The 18,384-nt window shown below is 74.3% G+C and carries 19 protein-coding genes; 11 read left to right on the top strand and 8 right to left on the bottom strand.

What is annotated here, in order from left to right; all coding sequences use genetic code 11:
• Positions 1-83 precede the first annotated feature (83 nt).
• On the bottom strand, positions 84-662 hold the full coding sequence (locus O4J56_RS03450; RefSeq protein ID WP_270683592.1) for a dihydrofolate reductase family protein: 579 nt from the start codon (positions 660-662) through the stop codon (positions 84-86).
• Positions 663-752: 90 nt separating this feature from the next.
• Here O4J56_RS03450 and O4J56_RS03445 point away from each other — a divergent pair, with 90 nt between their 5' ends.
• Positions 753-1,340, top strand: coding sequence for a TetR/AcrR family transcriptional regulator (locus O4J56_RS03445; protein WP_270683591.1), 588 nt, complete (start codon positions 753-755; stop codon positions 1,338-1,340).
• 65 nt (positions 1,341-1,405) lie between these two features.
• A complete protein-coding gene (locus O4J56_RS03440; protein WP_270683661.1) occupies positions 1,406-1,996 on the top strand; it encodes a phospholipid scramblase-related protein in 591 nt (196 codons plus the stop codon).
• A 43-nt stretch (positions 1,997-2,039) separates the two neighbouring features.
• On the opposite strand, the gene O4J56_RS03435 is transcribed toward O4J56_RS03440, so the two are convergent.
• Positions 2,040-2,999, bottom strand: a complete 960-nt coding sequence (locus tag O4J56_RS03435; RefSeq protein WP_270683590.1) for a R2-like ligand-binding oxidase — start codon at positions 2,997-2,999, stop codon at positions 2,040-2,042.
• Positions 3,000-3,136: 137 nt separating this feature from the next.
• Between O4J56_RS03435 and O4J56_RS03430 the strand changes: the two genes are divergently transcribed.
• Positions 3,137-3,373: a hypothetical protein gene (locus O4J56_RS03430; RefSeq protein WP_270683589.1), complete on the top strand. Its 237-nt coding sequence runs from the start codon at positions 3,137-3,139 to the stop codon at positions 3,371-3,373.
• A gap of 19 nt (positions 3,374-3,392) precedes the next feature.
• On the opposite strand, the gene O4J56_RS03425 is transcribed toward O4J56_RS03430, so the two are convergent.
• The 4 genes from O4J56_RS03425 to O4J56_RS03410 all read right to left on the bottom strand — a co-directional run bounded on the left by O4J56_RS03425 (position 3,393) and on the right by O4J56_RS03410 (position 5,398).
• Entirely contained in the window at positions 3,393-3,821 is a 429-nt protein-coding gene (locus tag O4J56_RS03425; RefSeq protein WP_270683588.1) for a DUF4190 domain-containing protein, read from the bottom strand.
• Between the two features lie 145 nt (positions 3,822-3,966).
• Complete coding sequence (locus O4J56_RS03420) at positions 3,967-4,455, bottom strand: hypothetical protein (RefSeq protein ID WP_270683587.1); 489 nt, start codon at positions 4,453-4,455, stop codon at positions 3,967-3,969.
• A gap of 112 nt (positions 4,456-4,567) precedes the next feature.
• The gene (locus tag O4J56_RS03415) at positions 4,568-4,957 is read right to left on the bottom strand and encodes a CD225/dispanin family protein (protein WP_270683586.1); all 390 of its coding nucleotides are present in this window, start codon (positions 4,955-4,957) and stop codon (positions 4,568-4,570) included.
• A 117-nt stretch (positions 4,958-5,074) separates the two neighbouring features.
• Positions 5,075-5,398, bottom strand: a complete 324-nt coding sequence (locus tag O4J56_RS03410; RefSeq protein ID WP_270683585.1) for a hypothetical protein — start codon at positions 5,396-5,398, stop codon at positions 5,075-5,077.
• Between the two features lie 222 nt (positions 5,399-5,620).
• Here O4J56_RS03410 and O4J56_RS03405 point away from each other — a divergent pair, with 222 nt between their 5' ends.
• From O4J56_RS03405 to O4J56_RS03390, 4 genes are all read left to right on the top strand, one after another.
• On the top strand, positions 5,621-6,484 hold the full coding sequence (locus O4J56_RS03405) for a hypothetical protein (protein WP_270683584.1): 864 nt from the start codon (positions 5,621-5,623) through the stop codon (positions 6,482-6,484).
• Positions 6,485-6,911: 427 nt separating this feature from the next.
• A complete protein-coding gene (locus O4J56_RS03400; protein WP_270678520.1) occupies positions 6,912-7,295 on the top strand; it encodes a cold-shock protein in 384 nt (127 codons plus the stop codon).
• 142 nt (positions 7,296-7,437) lie between these two features.
• The gene (locus O4J56_RS03395; RefSeq protein WP_270683583.1) at positions 7,438-8,256 is read left to right on the top strand and encodes a DUF3027 domain-containing protein; all 819 of its coding nucleotides are present in this window, start codon (positions 7,438-7,440) and stop codon (positions 8,254-8,256) included.
• A 445-nt stretch (positions 8,257-8,701) separates the two neighbouring features.
• Positions 8,702-11,887, top strand: a complete 3,186-nt coding sequence (locus O4J56_RS03390; protein WP_270683582.1) for a sacsin N-terminal ATP-binding-like domain-containing protein — start codon at positions 8,702-8,704, stop codon at positions 11,885-11,887.
• A gap of 310 nt (positions 11,888-12,197) precedes the next feature.
• On the opposite strand, the gene O4J56_RS03385 is transcribed toward O4J56_RS03390, so the two are convergent.
• Together O4J56_RS03385 and O4J56_RS03380 are read right to left on the bottom strand one after the other, a co-directional pair.
• Positions 12,198-13,694 (bottom strand): DUF7059 domain-containing protein, encoded by a 1,497-nt coding sequence (locus O4J56_RS03385; RefSeq protein WP_270683581.1) that lies wholly within the window; start codon positions 13,692-13,694, stop codon positions 12,198-12,200.
• Complete coding sequence (locus O4J56_RS03380) at positions 13,678-13,938, bottom strand: DUF2530 domain-containing protein (protein WP_333563781.1); 261 nt, start codon at positions 13,936-13,938, stop codon at positions 13,678-13,680. The genes O4J56_RS03385 and O4J56_RS03380 overlap by 17 nt, the downstream gene beginning before the upstream one ends.
• Positions 13,939-14,221: 283 nt before the next feature.
• Here O4J56_RS03380 and O4J56_RS03375 point away from each other — a divergent pair, with 283 nt between their 5' ends.
• The 4 genes from O4J56_RS03375 (at position 14,222) to thpR (ending at position 18,374) form a co-directional block, all read left to right on the top strand.
• Entirely contained in the window at positions 14,222-15,685 is a 1,464-nt protein-coding gene (locus O4J56_RS03375) for an NCS2 family permease (RefSeq protein ID WP_270683579.1), read from the top strand.
• Positions 15,686-15,817: 132 nt separating this feature from the next.
• Positions 15,818-16,333 carry a MarR family winged helix-turn-helix transcriptional regulator gene (locus tag O4J56_RS03370; protein ID WP_270683578.1) on the top strand — a complete coding sequence of 172 codons (516 nt, stop codon included), beginning with the start codon at positions 15,818-15,820 and terminating at the stop codon, positions 16,331-16,333.
• A 107-nt stretch (positions 16,334-16,440) separates the two neighbouring features.
• Positions 16,441-17,694 (top strand): MFS transporter, encoded by a 1,254-nt coding sequence (locus tag O4J56_RS03365; protein WP_270683577.1) that lies wholly within the window; start codon positions 16,441-16,443, stop codon positions 17,692-17,694.
• Between the two features lie 116 nt (positions 17,695-17,810).
• Entirely contained in the window at positions 17,811-18,374 is a 564-nt protein-coding gene (gene thpR, locus O4J56_RS03360; RefSeq protein WP_270683576.1) for an RNA 2',3'-cyclic phosphodiesterase, read from the top strand.
• Positions 18,375-18,384 lie beyond the last annotated feature (10 nt).

Below are 18,384 nucleotides of genomic sequence, written 5' to 3'. Positions count from 1 at the left end.
TCCCGACCGGAGCGCACGACGGCGCCCACCGGAGTCCGGTGGGCGCCGTCCGCGTGTTCAGGGCGTCCGCGGTGTCCGCGGTGTCAGCGGCGGCGGAACAGCGTGTAGTCGGCGCCGCTGTCGAAGCGGTGGTGTTCGACCGGGGCGAATTCGGCGGGCGAGAACTCCGCGCCGGCGAAGACCGGCTTGCCCGCACCCGCCATCACCGGGTAGCGCTTGAGGAACACCGCGTCGATCTCCGGGTAGAGCGCCCCGGCCAGCGTCGGACCCCCGACCACACAGATGCCCAGGTCCCCGTCCTCCCGCTTGAGGGCGCGCACGGCCTCCACCGGGTCTGCGGAGATGATGTGCACGTCCGGGTCGGGGCTCTCGGTGATCGTGGTCGAGGCGACGTACTGGCGCATGTGGGCGAAGGGGCTGGTGACTCCCTCCTTCAGCGCGAGGTCGTAGGAGCCGCGCCCCTGGAGCAGGGTGTCGAAGTGCCGGTTGTCCGCCCCTTCGATGCCCAATGCGCCGCGGATGTGGGTGGGGATCAGCTCGGGGTACTCACGGGCGTGGAACGCCCCGGTGTCCTCGGCGGTGGGGAAGAAGTCGTAGGACCCGTCGGGGCCGCAGGCGAAGCCGTCGGCGGTGACGGCGACGAAGTAGGTCAGTTCACGCATGGGCGCTCCTCGGGGGGTCGGACCGGGTAACCACTCCATGTATAGTACTCCACGTGTAGTGGTTGCAAGTCGTTTCCTGGAAGGGGCCCCATGGTCCGCAACCCCGAACGCCGCGCCGCGCTCCTGGACGGCGCGCTCACCGTCCTCGCCGAGCAGGGCGCGCGCGGCCTGACGTTCCGCGCCGTCGACACCGCCGCCGGGGTCCCGGCGGGCACCGCCTCCAACTACTTCGCCGACCGGGACGACCTGCTCACCCAGGCCGGGGCGCACGTCTACATCCGCTTCGCCCCCGATCCGCAGGAGGCGGAACGCGCCATGGCGGGCGCCTCCACCGCCGAGGACGTCGCCGGGCTGATGCGGTGGGTCATGGCGCGCATGCGCGACAACCGGACGGTGTACCTGGCCCTGCTGGAGCTGCGGCTGGAGGCCACGCGCCGTCCCGCCCTGCGCGGGACGCTGACCCGCCGCATCCGCCAGGACCTGGAGGACAACGTGCGCGGGCACCTGGAGGCGGGCCTGCCCGGCGGCCGGGCCGAGGTCGTCATGCTCTACCTGGCGATGACCGGCCTGGTCATCGAGTCGCTCACGCTGCCCGGAGTGCTCGACGGCGAAGGGGACGCGGACGCGCTCATCGGCGCCCTGGTCCACCGCATCCTGCCCGCCGACGGGGAGGGGTGAGCGATCACGGCGGAATCCTCGGATTCGCCGGAACCCGCCCGCGCCCGTGCGCGTCCAAGCCGGTCGTGGACCTCTTCAACACCGTCCCGCTCGTCGTCAAGCAGCCGAAGCGGTTCCTCGTCGACGAGTCGGAGTACTACTGCTACGACGCGCACGGGCGCCTCGCCGCCCACATCTACGAGGTGGGCCTCAGCGGCGGCATGAAGGCGCTCAGGTTCGTCGCGGAGAACACCGCCGGGTTCGCCCGCAAGCTCATGGTGAACGACGCCTGGGGGCAGCCGCGCCTGTACATCGAGAAGTCCTGGGCGATGTTCACGGCCACGACGACCATCGCCTACCCCGACGGCCGTCCGATCGGCTACATCGACCAGGACTTCAAGCTGTTCAAGGCCAGCTTCCGGCTGCTCGACGCCTGGAAGCAGCCGGTGGGCACGGTCCGGGGCAACTTCACCGCGCGCGAGTTCCAGATCCTCGACAACAACGAGCACGAGGTCGGGCGGGTGGACCGCAACTTCCCCAGCCTCGGCGAGATGTTCACCGCCGCCGACAGCTACCAGATCTGGCAGCGGTACCCGAACCTGCCCGACCCGCTGAAGACGCTGGCGGTCGCCTCGGGGATCGCGATCGACCTGGTGCTGCTGGAGGGCAAGCGCTGAGCGGCGCCCGCCCGGTGCGGCACCGCCCGACGGGCCGCGCCGCCTACTCCAGCCGGGACATGGTCCGGCGGTCCTCCTCCCCGAACCGCTCCTCCAGCTCCTCGGGGGAGGCGTCCAGGTCGATGCGGGCCACCGGCACCCCGCGCGCGGTCTCGATCGCCCCGAGCCGCCGCAGTGCCCGGTCGGTGGCGTACTCCAGCAGCTCGCCCTGCGGGAGCTGGTACTGCTGGTCCTCGTCGTCGGCCATGGGCTGGTCGTCGCGCTCCACGGTGGCCTTGAGGTGCGGCATCAGCTCGTCGAGGCGCTCGGTGACCACCGGCCACAGGGAGTCGTCGGCGGCGACGTGGCGGCGGCAGGTGAACGTCCCCCAGGCCATGTGGCGGCGCTCGTCGTCGCCGATGCGGCGGATGATCTCGCGCATCCCCGGGAAGATGCCGCGGGCCGTGCAGATGTGGTTCCAGGCGTAGTAGCCGGTCAGGGCCAGGGCGCCCTCGATGACGTGGTTGTAGGTGACCGAGGCGCGCACCTGGTTGCGCGGGCTCGGGTCCTCCAGCAGCGTGTTGAGCGAGGCCGGGAGCTCCTCGTAGAACAGGGCCCGGTAGCCGTCGTTGCGGTCGATGTGGGCGTGCAGGTCGTGGGTGACGCCCAGGGCGTCCAGCCAGAGCCGGAACGCCTGCACGTGCTTGGCCTCCTCGAAGGCGAACTGGGTCAGGTACATCTCGTCGCCCAGCCGCCCCTCGGCGGCCATGGCGCGCACGAACGGCTGGATGTCCTCGGTCACCGCCTCCTCCCCGGCGGCGAACTGGGCGCACAGCCGCAGGATGCGCTCCTGGGCCTCGCCGCTGAGGGACTTCCAGTCCTCGGCGTCCCGGCCGAGGTCGATCGCGGCGGGGTCCCAGAACTTCGCGTTCCCCTTGGCGAACAGCCGGAGTGGGAAGGAGTCCCAGTTCAGACCGCCGCCGCCGATGGATCGGAAGCCGGTGCGGCCGGAGGGGTCGGCCATGGGGGTACCTCCTGTGGTCGGGGTCACCCTCATGATTGGACGCGGCGCGGCCCCGTGTAAACCGTGCGCGGCGGAAATTCCCCGCCGGGAGCGGTACGGTTCTGGGGCACCCGACCTTCGGACCAGGAGACGACGACGTGTTCTGTGGCGACCCCGGGGCGCCGGGCTACGCGGCGTGCGCGCACCAGATGACCATCTTCGCCATCGCCTCCACCATCCCGGCGATGCTCGCGATGGTGCTGATGGTGGCCGCATTCGCCACCCCGGCCATGCGCGTGGACCCGGCGCTGCGCACGCGCACCCTGACCTACGCCGTGATGGCCTGGGCCATCGCGGGCGGCACCCTGCTCATGGGGGCGCTGCCCTCGCTGTGAGGCGCCGGCGGCCCGGCGCCTACCCGGCCGCCGCCCCCATCGCGATGATGATGAACGGCAGGGTGAACATGAGGACCCAGAACAGCACCCAGGCCACGATGCCGCCGATGATCGATATCCAGGCGTACTTGGTGAAGCGCCGCGCCTTCTCCGCGTCCTGCTTCTCCACCAGGGACAGGATGCCGAAGACGATGCCGACGATGCTGATGGGCGAGACGCAGAACATCAGCGTCACCGCGCCCGTGACCAATGCGGCGGTGGCCCCGCCCCGGGTGGCCTCGAGCTCCGGGTCGACCATCGGGGCACCGTAGGGCGCGGGCGGTGGCCCTATGGGCTGCTGCCCGTAGGAGTACCCCGGCTGGCCGCCGGTCGCGTAGCCCGGGGGCGGTCCGTACCCGCCGGGGTGCTGCTGCGGGTCGTTCTCCTGGCCCGGCCAGGGTGAGCTCATCGGGTGCCCCTCTCGGATCGGTCGTACTCGGCGGTACTCGGTCGTGCTCGGCGGTGCTCGGCGGTGCGGGCCCGTCGTCGGTGGGACGGCGGGGCGGGGGCGGACGGTTCGCACCGTCCGGCGGGGAGGCCCCGGGAAGAGGCGGTCAGGCGGTCAGCGCTGCCAACAGGGCTCCGACGGCGAGCGCGATGAGCGCGAGCAGCAGGAGATAGCCCAGGTTGCAGGCCCAGGTCCGGGCGATGTTGCGTTCGACGGCCTCGGGGTCGCGGCGGTTGGCCAGGGCGAGCAGGCCGAAGACCAGCCCGGGGACGTTGGTCAGCACGGCCAGCACGGGGAACCCGAGGAGGAGCCCGAGGCCCGGGAAGACCAGGGTGAGCATGGCGCACAGGAGGGCGGCCACGGCGGCCCCGGTGCGCGGGGGAGGGCCCAGGGGCGGTGCCGGGGCCGGAGGGGCGATCGGGGCGGCCTGTGCGGCCGGGGCCGCGATGGGCGGAGGCGGCGGCGCCGTCACCGCGGGCGCCGGGCCGGGGGGCGGTGAAGGCGGGCCCGGGGCGGGCGGCGGGGCGCTCCCGGCCACCGGGTTCGGCCCGGTGTCCTCCCAGAAGCGCTCGATCGCCGAGCGGTGACCGTGCACGGTCGCTCCCCCTCCCCGGTGCGCCGTCGTGGCGGGCTGCGGTTCCCCCCACGATAACCACGACGGCGGGGAGCGCCGCGGGGTTCCCTCCCCGGGGCGCGGCGCCCGCCCGTCAGTACCCGACCGGCACCGGGACGGCGTCCTGCACCCACGACCCGGCCTGGGTGAACATCCACAGCGTCAGCACGGCCATGACGGTGAACATCACCGCCGCCGCGCCCAGGCAGTACCAGGAGTACCGGGTGAGGACCTCGGCCTGCTCGCCGTGGCCGCGGTCGCGCGCGTGCGCGGCGCGCACGGCGAACACGATGCCGACGATCCCGAAGATCCAGTTGCCGCAGCACAGGAAGGTCAGCGCGTGCAGGATGAGCGCCATGGTGGAACTGGAGCCGCCCCCGGCCGCGGGGGCGGCGTCCGCGGGGCTCTCGGCGGTCCGCTCGGCGGACGGGGCCCGCTCGTCTCGGGGGGACGCGGCACCGGGCGGCAGCTGGGGTTCGCTCATGGCGGCCGGGCGATCCTCTCTGGCCTCTCTGGCGTCGGGGGCGTCTGCAGCCTAGCCGCCGCCGGTCCCGGCGGGCCATGCGGGCGCCCCGTCCCCGGTGCCGCGCCGGCGGGCCGGTCAGCCGAAACGCACGTCGACCGAGCGCACCCCGTAGAGCGGCGGGATCCACTGGCTGTCGTCGCGGCCGGAGTCCAGCGGGACCCCGGTGCAGTCGGGGCCGGGGTAGAAGACGTAGTCCCCGGCGGGCTCGGCGTCGGCGAAGGACACCATCCGCTTGTCGGGCAGGGTGTGGCAGCCCCCGCCCTCGAACACGGTGTGGCCCAGTCCCGGGGCCGAGTAGAGCTCCAGGACGCCGGGGCCGGCGTCCGCGGCCGCGGGGGCCGCGGTCGCCAGCAGCCCGGTCAGGGCGGCGGCCAGGACCGCCGTTCGGCGTGCGCGCATGCTCTGCCTCTCGCTGTCGCTGGTGGTGCCGGCGGGTCGGGCGGCACCGGGGGTCCCCCCGCGCCCCCGGACGGGGCGGGCGGGGCGCGGTCCCATCTATACCTTCCGGAGGGCGATGATGTGGCCACTTTCGGTCACCGAGTCTCCACCGAAGTGCGCTGTCCTGAATTCGTTCCCCGGAGACGGGGCGCGCCGGGGGCCCGGGCGGTGCACCATGAGTCCATGATCGAGCGGCCCGAGCGCGTGGTGCTGGACTACCTGTCACGGGTGGGGGACGCCGCCTACGGCGCGGTCCCCTCGCGGCGGCGTGCCGCGTTCCTGGGGGAGGTGCGCCGGCGGGTGGACGAGGCCTGCCGGAGGGAGGGGGCCCACACCACCGACGACGTGCGCCGGGTGCTCAAGGGCATCGGCGACCCCGTCGATCTGGTGCGCGCCGAGATCGCCTCCGGCGGTGCGGACGGTGACGGCGCCGACGGTGACGGCGCGGACGCGGAGGAGGGGCGGGAGCCCGGCGGCGGGGAGGAGGACGGCGGCGCGGCCTCGTCGGTCATCCGGGAGCGCACGCCGCCGCCGTGGCGGGGCGGCCCCCACGCGGGCTGGCTGGGCGCGCGGGCCGGGACCGTCCGCACGGTGTCCGTCCGGCCCGAGCACGGCACCCCGATCACCGCCCTCCGCGACTGGGAGGGGGCCGGCCGGGGGCGGGGGCGCCGCTGGTCCGACACGGTCGCGGCCTTCCGCGAACACCCCTCCGAGCTCCTGGTGCTCGCGCTGTACGGAGGGAGCGCCCTGGCGGACCAGTCCGCGTTCCTGTGGGCCGTCGGCGCGGCGATGGTGGTGCTGAGCCGGGTCTGGCCGCGCCGCGACAAGTGGGTGCTGGTGGGGGTGCCCCCGGCGGCGACCCTGGTCGCCATGGCCTTCTGGCGCGGCGACGCGCCCTACATCGACCAGATCGTGCTGGAGTCGCTCACCTCGACCGGGGTGGTCGGGCTGCGGGCGGCCGCGGCGGCCTGTGCGGTGTACGCGGTGGTGCGGATCGGCCCCGCTGCGCACCCTTCGGGTCATCGGCGGTTAAATCCTCCGGAATAACCTCCTTGACCAGGGGTTTCGTGAGCGTGGCGGGTTCGGGCCGAGGGTAATCATGACGGTGCGCGCCCGGGTTCGGCGCCGGTCACCGGCCGGGGGCGCTGAGGGATTGACACCGCCCCGGTCCCGCCGGGTCCCGTCCTGAACTCCGCAACCAGCGGTGGCGGGGGCGGTCGTCAAAGGGAGGCCCGGAGATCCGCGTCCGGGCCTCTCGCATGCGCCGGGCTGGCCGGATATGGCCCACCGGGTTTATCGCCTTTTCGAGGAATGTGCGGCCTTACGTCCCTGCCTCGACCGCTTCGTCGAGCACTAGCCTGGAAAGCCCCCTATGGAAGGATGGGCCCGAGAGGCCGAGCGGACTTGCCCCGGTGACGGGCGGATTCCCCGGCCTCGCCCCTTAGGGTCCTACGGCGAGAGCGTGAGGTCACACGTGCCCACCGGCAAGGTCAAGTGGTACGACGGCGACAAGGGATTCGGCTTTCTCACCCGCGACGACGGCGGTGAGGTCTTCGTGCACTCTTCGGCGCTGCCCGCGGGGACCACGTCCCTGCGCGCCGGCCAGCGGGTGGAGTTCGGCGTCGTCGAGGGGCGCAAGGGCGCCCAGGCGCTGCAGGTCAAGCTGCTGGACGCGCCGCGCTCGGTGGCCAAGGCGATGCGCAAGAAGCCGGACGAGATGGTGGTCATCACCGAGGACCTGATCAAGCTCTTGGACGGCGTTTCGGCGACCTACCGGCGCGGAAAGCACCCCGACCGCAAGGAGGCCGCCAAGATCGCGCAGGTGCTGCGGGTGGTCGCCGACGACCTGGAGGCCTGAGCCGTTCCGCGCGCCGTTCTGTGGCGCCCGCCACAGATCGCCGCGGGAGGGGGGAGGAAATCCCCCGTACCTCCCCAATCCGACGTAACGGTCGTCTATCGAGTCGGTGTCGTGGCCTCGGCGGTGGTTCTCATCGGCGAAGATGGGGAGTGTGAGCCCTAGCCGTCGTAACCCCGCACCAGACAAGGCATGCATCGAGGCGGTCGACCTCGCGCGGGCCGCCGCCGTGGAGATCTCCCGTCCGGAGTGGGTCGGCGATCACCTGTCCGCGCACGTGGAGGGCGACCGCCTGGTCACCCACCTGTTCGAGAGCCGCGACCCCGCCTACCCGGGATGGCACTACGCCGTCACCGTGGTCCGCGCGGCGCGCGCCAAGGCCGTCACGGTCAACGAGGCCGTGCAGCTCCCGGGGCCCGAGGCGCTGCTGGCGCCGGAGTGGGTGCCGTGGAAGGAGCGGCTGCGCCCGGGCGACCTGGGGGTGGGCGACCTGCTGCCCACCTCCGCCGACGACGAGCGGCTGGAGCCCGGCTTCGCGTACGCCCCCGCGGACGCCCTCGAGGAGGAGGCCGACGACCGCACCGCCCCGTGGGAGCCGGGGCTGGGCCGCCCCCGGGTGCTGTCCCGGGAGGGCCGCGACGCCGCCGCCGACCGCTGGTACAACGGCGACGCCGGGCCGCGCAGCCCGATCGCGTCGGCCGCCCCGGCCACCTGCGCCACCTGCGGCTTCATGACGCCGCTGGCGGGGGGCCTGCGCCGGATGTTCGGCGTGTGCGCCAACGAGTTCGCCCCCGACGACGGCCGGGTCGTCTCCTACGACCACGGCTGCGGCGCCCACTCCGAGGCCGTCCGCGAGGCGGTCCGCACCGACCCCGCCCCCGCGCCCGTCATCGACGAGCTCGGGTACGACCACATCGTCTTCGACGACACCACCGAACTGGAACTGGTCTCCTCGGAGGGCTGAGTCGAGGTGTGACGGAGGGCCGCCGGGGCAGGGCGGGCGCCTCTCCGCTCGGTCGGGTCGGCACCGCACACCACGCGCCGGGTCCCGGTCCTCCGGGGCGCCCCGGCCAACATTGTGCGCCGGGCGGTGTTCCCGCGTGTCGACGTCTGCGGGGACGGGGGCCGGACAGGACCTTTATCGGTCGTGGTGGTCGGCTCGTGGGCGGGCAGGGGCGGCGGCCATGGGTGCCGACCCGGTCGGACGGTATTCGCCCCTGCGTCGTTGATCTCGGGAAAAGCGCCCCTAAAAGCGGCCCGGTAGCGTCGTTTCCCCCGAGATCAACGACATCAGGGAGTCGTGCCCTGGTCGGGGGCCGACGGGTCCATCGGGCACGCCCGGAAAACCCTTCCGACGGCGCTCCCACGGTCGCGTACCGTAGTGCCGCACCCACTCGGGAGGAGTCCCCATGCCGGCCAGGCACACCGATCCGTTCGGTACCGCGGAGCTGCGGAGCCGCGTGCTCGACGGCTGGGCGGCCGCGCCCGCGCGGTTCCGGGAGGACGCCAACGCCGAGGAGGACCACGCGCTCGGCGGCTACAGGGACCGGGCCGTCGTCGAGCTCGCCCAGAACGCCGCCGATGCCGCCGCGCGCGCCGGCGGTGCGGGCCGCCTGCTGCTGCGCCTGGACGGTGACGTACTGACCGCCGCCAACACCGGGGCGCCGTTGACCGCCGACGGCGTGGAGTCGATGTCGACGCTGCGCGCCTCGGCCAAGCGCGACTCCGAGGGGCAGGGGGCCGTGGGACGCTTCGGCGTCGGATTCTCCGCGGTCGCCGCCCTGTCCGACGACGTCACCGCCGTCTCTGCGGACGGCGCTGTGCGCTGGTCGCGCGCGCTCGCCCGGGACGCGGTCCACGCCGAGCTCATCGCACCGGGGCGCGCCGACCCCGGCCTGGCGGAGGAGCTGGAGCGGCGCGGAGGCGACCTGCCGCTGCTGCGCCTGCCCTTCGCCGCCGCCCCCGAGGACGTCGAGGAATCCGGGGCCGCCGTCCCGGAGGGCTACACCACGGCCGTCACGCTGCGCCTGCGCGACGACGACACCCGTCGGCGCGTCGCCGAGCTCCTGGATGGGACGGGGGAGGCCCTCCTGCTGGCCCTGCCCGCCCTGGCGGAGGTCCGCGTCGAGGCCGACGGCGGCCCCGTCCGAGTGCTGCGCAGGACGGCCGTCGAGGCGGCCGGCTCAGCAGACGCCGCAGACTCCGCAGAGGCCGCGTACGCCGCGCCGGACACCGGGGACGGCGAGGGAGCGGCCCGCTCCGCCGACGTCGTCACCACCCTCCAGGAGGGCGGCACCGAGCGCACCACCCGGTGGCGCACCGTCACCCGCACCGGCGCCCTCGAACCCTCCCTGCTGGCCGACCGCCCCACCGAGGAGCGCTCGCGCCTGGAGTGGACGCTCACCTGGGCCACCGCCGTCGCCGACGACGGGTCGGCCGGGCTGCCCGACGGCGTGCCCCGGGTGGTGCACGCCCCCACCCCCAGCGACGCCGAACTGGCCCTCCCCGCCCTGCTCATCGGCACCTTCCCGCTCACCCCCGACCGCCGCCGGATCGCCGAGGGCCCCGCGGCCGAGGCGCTGGTGGCCGAGGCCGCCGAGGCCTACGCCGAACTGCTCTGCGGGCTGGAGCCGCGCGCCGCCCTCGACCTGGTGCCGCTGCCCTCCCTGGGCCACGGCCCCTTCGACGGGCACTTCCGGGCAGCGGCCGCCAAGCCGCTGCAGGAGGCGCCCTTCCTGCGCACCGTGCACGGCCGCCCCGTGCGGCCCCTGGACGCGGTGCTGGTCGAACCCGGACCGGCCGTCGCCGAGGTGCTGGCGGAGGCGCTGCCGACCGCGCTGGGCCCCGGCGCCGACGCGGGCCACCCCGCCCTCGCCCAGCTCCGGGTGCGCCGTCTGGGCCCGGCCGAACTCGCCGACCTGCTGGCCGACCGGGACGCCGAGCCCTCCTGGTGGGCGGGGCTGTACCGGGCGCTGCGCACCTCCGCCGCACGCGGCACCGACGTGGACGAGCTGGGCGCGCTGCCGGTGCCGCTGGCCGACGGGCGCCTCGTGCGCGGCCCGCGCGGGCTGCTGCTGCCCGCCGGTGAGGCCTTCGGCACGGGGGCCCTGGACCCCGCCGCGCTCGCCCCGCTCGGCGTGCGCATCGTGCACGCCGAGGCGGCCGACCCGCTGCTGCTGCGGCTCGGCGCCGTCGAGGCCGGGGAGCAGGCGGTCCTGGACGACCCGGCCGTGCGCGCCGCGGTCGGCGCGTCCCTGGACGCCGACGACCCCGAGGCGGTGAGCGGTCCGGTGCTGGAGCTGGTCACGGCCGCCGGGGCGGGGACCGGCCCGGACGCCGAGCGCCCCTGGCTCGCGGAGCTGGCCCTCCGCGACGACGAGGGCGGCTACACGGTCGCCGGGGAGCTGCTGCTCCCGGACAGCCCGCTGCGCGGGATCCTCGCCGACGACGCCCCCTTCGGCGTCGTCGCCCCGGACCTGGTGGAGCGGTACGGCCGCGCGGTGCTGTCCGCGGTGGGCTGCCTGGACGGCTTCGCGGTGCTGAGCGCCGAGGACGTCACCCTGGGCGAGGCGCTGGAGGAGTCCCTCGACGAGCTTCCCGTCGACGGCCTGGAGGAGTGGGCCGAGGACGCCGTCCGCCGCGCGGGCGAGGAGGACCTGCCGCCGACCGTGCCCGAGCTGACGGCCGTGGCGGACCTGGAGTTCGTCCGCCCCGACCGGTGGGAGCGCGCGCTGGAGCTGCTCGCGGGCACCCCGGCGCGCCGCGCCGTCACCGAGCCCGCGCGGCTGCTGCTGGAGGGCGGGCGCGCCGCCGACGTGCCCTCCTACACGGCCTGGTGGCTGCGGACCGGGGCGAGCATCGGCGGGCACCGCCCGGGGGATCTGCGCCTGCCCGGCGCCGACCCGGTGCTGGAGGGGCTGTACGAGCCCGCGCCGGAGGGGCTCGACCCGGAGCTCGCGCGGGCGGTGGGCGTGCGCTCCTCGCTGGAGGAGCTGCTGGCCGACCCGGACGGCCCGGACGACCTGCTGGAGCGGCTGGCCGACCCCGAGCGGCACGTGGAGCACGCGGCGCTGCGGCGCATCTGGGCGGCGCTGGCCCGGGTCCCGGCCGAGCGGGTGGTGCCGCCGGAGCGGGTGCGGGCGGTCGGCGGAGGGGCCATCGTGGTGGCCGACGCCGAGGACGCGGCCGTGGTGGACGCCCCCGACCTGCTGCCGCTGGCGGAAGGGCGCCCGCTGCTGCCCGCGCCGGCCGCGTCCGCCGAGGCGCTGGCCGACGTGCTCGACCTGTCGCTGCTGTCGGAGACGGTCGAGGGCCGGGTGGAGTCCTCGGGCCGGGTGCGCCCGGTCCCGGACGAGGTGCGCCTGTTCGTCCCGGAGGGGGCGCTGACCTACGTGCACCACGACGCGCTGGTCGTGGACGGCACGGAGGTGGAGTGGCGGGAGGCCGAGGGGGCGCTGCACGCCTCCACCCCGGAGGGCCTGGCGCGGGCGCTGTGCTGGTCGACGGGGGCATGGGCGCGGCGCCACCTGGTGGCGGCGGTCCTGCGCGAGCCGGATAGGGCTCCGTTCCTGCTGGCCGAGGCCGACCTGGAGTAGTCGACCCCTTGTTGAGGAAAAAGACGCCGGAACCGGCCCCTCAAGTTCTGGGATTTCGGGGTGTCGGCGTCCACCACGGCCAGGGCGTTGGCCGCAGAGCTCCGTGGTCGCGGGCGCACAGGTGGCGGCACCGGCGGTGACCCGCCAGGCGGGTCACCGCCGGTGCCCCTGGTAGTCCCGGGGCCGTGGCGGGGAGCACCGACCCGCCCCGGGCGAGCGGCCCGTGCCCCCACACACCGAAAACCCAAGACTTGAGCCGGCCCGGTAGGGGCGTTGTCCCCGAGATCGACGCGGGAGGGGCTTCGCCCTTCTATCTCGCGACGCGGAAGAAGCCCTCGGCGATCAGGGAGCGCAGGACGTCCGGGGCGTCCTCGCGGACCTTGGCGGGGTCCTGTTCGATCAGCTGGGCGATGGCGTCCAGCAGAGGTCCCACCGGCATGGTGCCGTCGCACACCCCGGCCAGGGCCGCCTCCACGGTGCCGACCTGTGCGGCGCGGTGCAGGCCGTTCTCCTGGCGCAGCACGATGCGCTGCGGGTCGGGCGCCCCCGGCACCCCGATGCGCTCCTCCACCACGCCCGGGGCCAGGGCCACGTGCGTGGACAGCAGCGCGGCGTCGGTGAGCCGGTGGGCGGTCATCGCGCCGTCGACCACGCCGGGCAGGTACGGGCCGACCGGCTGCTCGATCTCGTGGCGCAGCTCCTCCACCCGCACCGCCGCGTCCTGGGCGCCGTCGTTGCGCAGGCAGATCCAGCCGAAGCCGACCCCCTCCACGCCCTCGCGCTCGAAGTAGTCCAGCCAGGCGTCGTAGCGGCGGGTGTACTCGGGGCTTCCGTGCTCGCAGGAGTCGCGCAGCCACAGCTCCACGTACTCGGCCGGGTCCTGCACGTCGCGCTGGACCACCCAGCCCGAGCAGCCGGTCCCGGCCACCCAGCCGCCGACCCGGTCGCGCCAGTCCTCCCCGTCCACGTGCAGCCAGTTGCCCAGCAGCTGGCACCAGCCGCCGTCGGTCAGGTGGTCCGGGGCGCGGCGCACCAGTTCGGCGCAGAGGGCGTCGCCGCCCATGTCGGACTCCCGGTAGGTGTACCGGGCCGGGTCGGGCGTGATCACGAACGGCGGGTTGGACACGATCAGCCCGAAGCGCTCCCCCTCGACGGGGTCGAACAGGGAGCCCTCCCGCATGGCCGCGCCCTCCACACCGGAGAGGGCGCAGCTGATCTCGGCCATGCGCAGCGCGCGCGGGTTGAGGTCGGTGCCCACGACCTCGGCGGCGCGGGAGGCCAGGTGGAGCGCCTGGACGCCGCAGCCGGTCCCCAGGTCGAGCGCGCGCTCGAAGGGGCCGTCCACGATCAGCTTGGAGAGGGTGGCCGAGGCGCCGCCCGCCCCGACGACGTGGTCGGGGCGCGGCACGCCCTGCCCGGGGCGCACCGTCGGGTCGCTGACGACGTAGCCGGGACGGCCCTCCTCCAGTTCCCACGGTCCGAGGTGGACCAGCGCGCGCACGTCGCCGTCGGCGGCCGCCAGCAGGCCGTGCTCGGCGAGCTCGTCGACCGGAAGCAGGGCGCGTGCGGACTTCTCGGAGATGGGCTCCTGCAGCCACCACAGGCGCAGCAGCAGCCCCAGCCCCTCTTCACCGCCGGTGGCGCGCAGCGCGGGGATGAGCTGCTCGCGCGCCAGGGCCCGGGCGGCGGTGCCGCCGAGCCGGTCGCGCACGCCGGAGACGGTGTAGTCGGCGTCGATCAGGATGCGCCGGAGCCGGTCGGCGAGTCGGCGCGGGAACGGGCGGAGCGATTCAGGCACGGGGCCCATTATCGGGTGCCTCGGAGGCGTCCGCACGTTCCCGTTCGCGGCGCTCCTCGGCGGCCGCGCGCTTGCCCAGCAGGTGGGGGACGTAGAAGTAGCCGAACACGCCCAGGGCGATGCCGACCGCGCATACCCAGATCCACCACCGCTCGCCCACGGCGAGGCCGTCGCCGCGCACCAGCAGCACGACGAGCGCGATCGCCCACGCCAGCGTCCCGAGGGCGGTCGGGATGCGGTAGTCGCTCTCCATGACCTCGGGGTCGGGGCGTCGTGGTGTGCGCACGTCCCCAGGCTAGAACACGGTGTCCGGCGGGTGCGCCCGGCGCGGGGGCCCGGATCCGGGTGCGGGGCGGGGGAGAGGCGGGGGAGAGGCGGGTCACACGTGCGCCGCGCCGACCCCTGCCGCTGCGGGGGGCTTGGAGGAATCTACGAACGCAGATGCGCCGGAGATGTCCGCTTTCGTGTGAATATGCAACTAATCTGGTTCCGTCCGGCAACCCCGCCGCCATCACCGAGATGCCAAGGTCGAGCGAGTGAACGCATCACCACCCCCGGCGCCCTCCGCCGCAGACGAGTCCTCCGCCCCCGGCATGCGCGGGCGCATCGACCGGTACTTCCAGGTCACCGCCCGCGGGTCCACCTTCGCCCGGGAGATCCGCGGCGGCCTGGCCACCTTCTTCGCGATGGCCTACATCATCGTGCTGAACCCGCTGATCATCGGGACCGCCCCCGACGCCGCCGGGGACGAGCTGGGCATCGCCCGGGTCGCCGCCACCACGGCGCTGGTCGGCGGCGTGATCTCGATCCTCATGGGCATCGTCAGCCGCTACCCCTTCGCGGTGGCGGCCGGGATGGGCCTCAACGTCATCGTGGCCTACTCCCTGGCCCCCCAGATGACCTGGGCCGACGCCATGGGGCTGGTGGTGCTCGAAGGCCTGGTGCTGCTGGTCCTGGTGCTCACCGGCTTCCGCACCGCCGTCTTCCGCGCCATCCCCGCCGGGCTCAAGACCGCCATCGCCGTCGGCGTGGGCATGTTCCTGGCCTTCGTCGGCTTCGTGAACGCCGGCTTCATCACCCGCGTGCCCGACGCCGCGAACAGCACCGTGCCGGTCCAGCTCGGCGACGGGGCGCTGAACGGGTGGCCCATCGCCGTGTTCGTGCTCGGGCTGGCGCTGACCATCGCCCTGATGGTGCGCAAGGTCAAGGGCGCCATGCTCATCGGGATCGGCGTGGCCACCGTGGTGGCGATCATCGTGGAGGCGACGGCCGCGCCCGAGGGGTGGTCGTTGACGGCCCCCGCGGTGCCCACGGCGCTGGGCGACGTGCTGTCGGTGCCCGACTTCAGCCTGGTCGGGGAGTTCAACCTGTTCGGCAGCTTCGCCAACATCAGCGCGGTGATGGTGATCCTGCTGGTGTTCACCCTGCTGCTGGCCGACTTCTTCGACACGATGGGCACCATGGTCGGCGTCGGCGGCCAGGCCGGGATGCTCGACGAGGAGGGCAACCTGCCGCGCGCCCGCGAGGTGCTGGTGGTCGACGCCATGGGCACGCTGGCCGGCGGCGGCGCCTCGGCCTCGGTCAACACGGTGTTCGCCGAGTCCTCGGCGGGTGTGGGCGAGGGGGCCCGGACCGGCATCGCCCCCGTGGTCACCGGCCTGCTCTTCGTGGCGGCGACCCTGTTCGCGCCGCTGGTGGAGCTGGTGCCGTTCGAGGCGGCCACCCCGGTGCTCATCATCGTCGGGTTCATGATGATGACCCAGGTGACCAAGATCGACTTCTCCGACCTGGGCCTGGGCATCCCGGCGTTCCTGACCATCGCCGCGATGCCGTTCACCTACTCGATCACCAACGGGATCGGGATCGGGTTCATCACCTACACCTTCATCCGCACGGTGCAGGGGCGGCCCAAGGACGTGCACCCGCTGCTGTGGGTCGTCTCCGCGGCCTTCCTCGTCTTCTTCTGCCTGGAGCCGATCGAGACCCTGCTCGGCCTCTAGCGCGCGGCCGGGGTAGGCTGCCGTGCCCGCCGTCCCCGCGAGGGGTGTGGACAGTGCGCGTCCCCGGGGGTTCCGACCTGGGGGGAAGAGGCGGGCGCGCGAATTCGTTAGCAAGAGTAATGAGCCCCGCTAATGAGGAACCCCGACCCGTTCGAGAAGATGGACGAGCAGACACCCGCCCCGGATCCCCTGGGGCACGCGGACCGTCCCGCCCCGCCCGACCCGGCGCCGAACAGCCCCGGGCTGGAGGCCGACCTGCGCGTGGCCGTGGGGCGCCTGGCCCGGCGGCTGCGGGCGCAGCGCCCGGACACCTCGCTGTCCCTCGGGCAGGGGGCCGTCCTGTTCACGCTCGCCCGGCACGGCCAGATGACCCCGCGGGCGCTGGCCGACCACGAGAAGGTGCAGCCGCCGTCGATGACGCGGATCATCAGCGCGCTGGAGGAGCGCGCGCTGGTTCGGCGGGAGCCGCACCCGCAGGACCGGCGGCAGCACCTGGTGGACCTGACGGAGCAGGGGCGGACCCTGGTGCGGCAGGACACGAGGCGGCGGGAGGAGTGGCTGGCCCGGAGGCTGGCCGAGCTGGAACCGGAGGAGAGGGAGACGCTCCGGGAGGCGGCGGAGATCCTGGACCGGCTGAGCCGGAGTTAGCCGGTCGCGGGGCCGGGGGCGGTTCCTGCCCCGGCCCCGGCGGTCCCACGGATACCGGTGGGCCGTCCGACGGCCCCGAGGCCGGACCGCGCCGCCGGGGTCCGGCCATGTTCCGCTCCCTCGCGATCCGCAACTACCGCCTCTTCGCCGCCGGGCAGGTCGTCTCCAACACCGGCACCTGGATGCAGCGCATCGCTCAGGACTGGCTGGTGCTGCAGCTCAGCGGCGGCAGCGGCATCGCCTTGGGCATCACCACCGCGCTGCAGTTCCTCCCCATGCTGGTGCTGGGCCTATGGGGCGGCACCATCGTCGACCGGGCCGGGAAGCGGCGCCTGCTCATCGCCACCCAGGCCTCCATGGGCGTCCTCGCCCTCGGCCTGGGCGTCCTCGCCACCGCGGGCGCCGCGCAGGTGTGGCACGTGTACGTGTTCGCCGTCGGCCTGGGCCTGATCACCGTGCTCGACAACCCGGCGCGGCAGACGTTCGTGGTGGAGATGGTCGGCAAGCGCGACCTGCCCAACGCCATCGCCCTCAACAGCGCCAGCTTCCAGCTCGGCCGGGTGGTCGGCCCGGCCGTGGCGGGGCTGCTCATCGCCGCCGTCGGCAGCGGCCCGGTGTTCCTCATCAACGCCGCCTCGTTCGCCGCGGTGCTCACCGGGCTGTGGCTGATGCGCCCCTCCGAGCTGCACACGACCGAACCGGCGCCGCGCGCCAAGGGCCAGACCCGGGAGGGCCTGCGCTACGTGGCGGGGCGCCCCGACCTGGTGCTGCTGCTGGTGATGACCGCGTTCCTGCAGATGTTCGGGTCGAACGTGCAGAACCAGATCGCGCTGATGACCAACAACGTCTTCACCGCCGGGGCGGCCGCCTTCGGGGTCTCGGCGGCGGCGCTGGCAGTGGGCGCGCTCGCCGGAGCCCTGCTGTCGGCCCGGCGGGAGCGGCCGCGGCTGCGCACCGTGCTCATCGGCGCGTTCGCCTTCGGTGCCACCGAGGTGGCCGCGGCGCTCGCGCCCGGCTACACGTCCTTCACCCTGGCGCTGCTGCCGATGGGCATCGCCTTCCTCACCTTCACCGCCACCCAGAACGCCTTCTTCCAGCTCAGCGTCGACCCGCAGCTGCGGGGCCGGGTCATGAGCATGTACATGCTGGTGTTCCTGGGCATGGCCCCGATCGGCGCGCCCATCGTCGGGGTCCTGGCCGACGCCTTCGGCCCGAGGGTGAGCCTGGCGCTGGGCGGCGCCGTCACCGTGGTGGTGACGGCGGTGGTGGGCGTTCTGCTGGCCCGCCGCCTGAACGCCCGGATACGGGTGGCCCGGAGGCGCCCGTTCGTCACCATCGCCCGGGAGCCGGTGGGCCCCTGACCCGCCGCCCCGGCGATGATCTCGACGGAAGTGCCGCCGTTCCGGCGGTTCTGACGGCACCTTCGTCGAGATCATCGGCTCTTTTCCCGTGGGCCTGCGGCTGCCAGGCTTGCGGTATGCGCCTGTTCATCGCGGTGAACCCTCCCGAGGACGTGCTGGACGAGGTGGAGGCGGCCGTCGCCGCCGCCCTCGGAGTCCAAGAGGACCCGGGCCTGCGCTGGTCCCGGCGCGACGACCGGCACATCACCCTGCTCTTCCTCGGCGAGACCGACCCCGCCCGGATCCCCGAACTGGAGAAGGCCTTCACCGCCGAGCTCGCCCGCCACCGCCCCGAGCGGATCTCCCTGCGCGGAGCCGGAACCTTCCCCGGTGACGACGGCGCCGCCACCGTCCTGTGGGCGGGGGTGCAGGGCGAGAAGGGCACCGCCCTGGCCCGGCCCGCCGCCGGGCTGCGCCGGGCCGCACGCAAACGCGGCGTGCGGGTCGAGCGCCGCCCCTTCGTGCCGCATCTCACCCTGGCCCGCAGCCGCCGCCCCGCCGACCTGGCCGGACTGCGCACCGCCCTCACCACCGCCCTGGCCACGCCGTTCTGGGAGGCCGGAGAGGTGCACCTGGTGGAGAGCCGCCCGCAGGACGGGGAGCACCGGTACCGGACCGCCGCGACGTGGGCGCTAGGCTGAAGGCGCCATG

The sequence above is a fragment of the Nocardiopsis endophytica genome, from assembly GCF_027706725.1.
GTDB lineage: Bacteria > Actinomycetota > Actinomycetes > Streptosporangiales > Streptosporangiaceae > Nocardiopsis_A > Nocardiopsis_A endophytica.
Note: the sequence above shows the minus strand (reverse complement) of the source record. Positions and strands in the feature narration are given on the sequence as shown.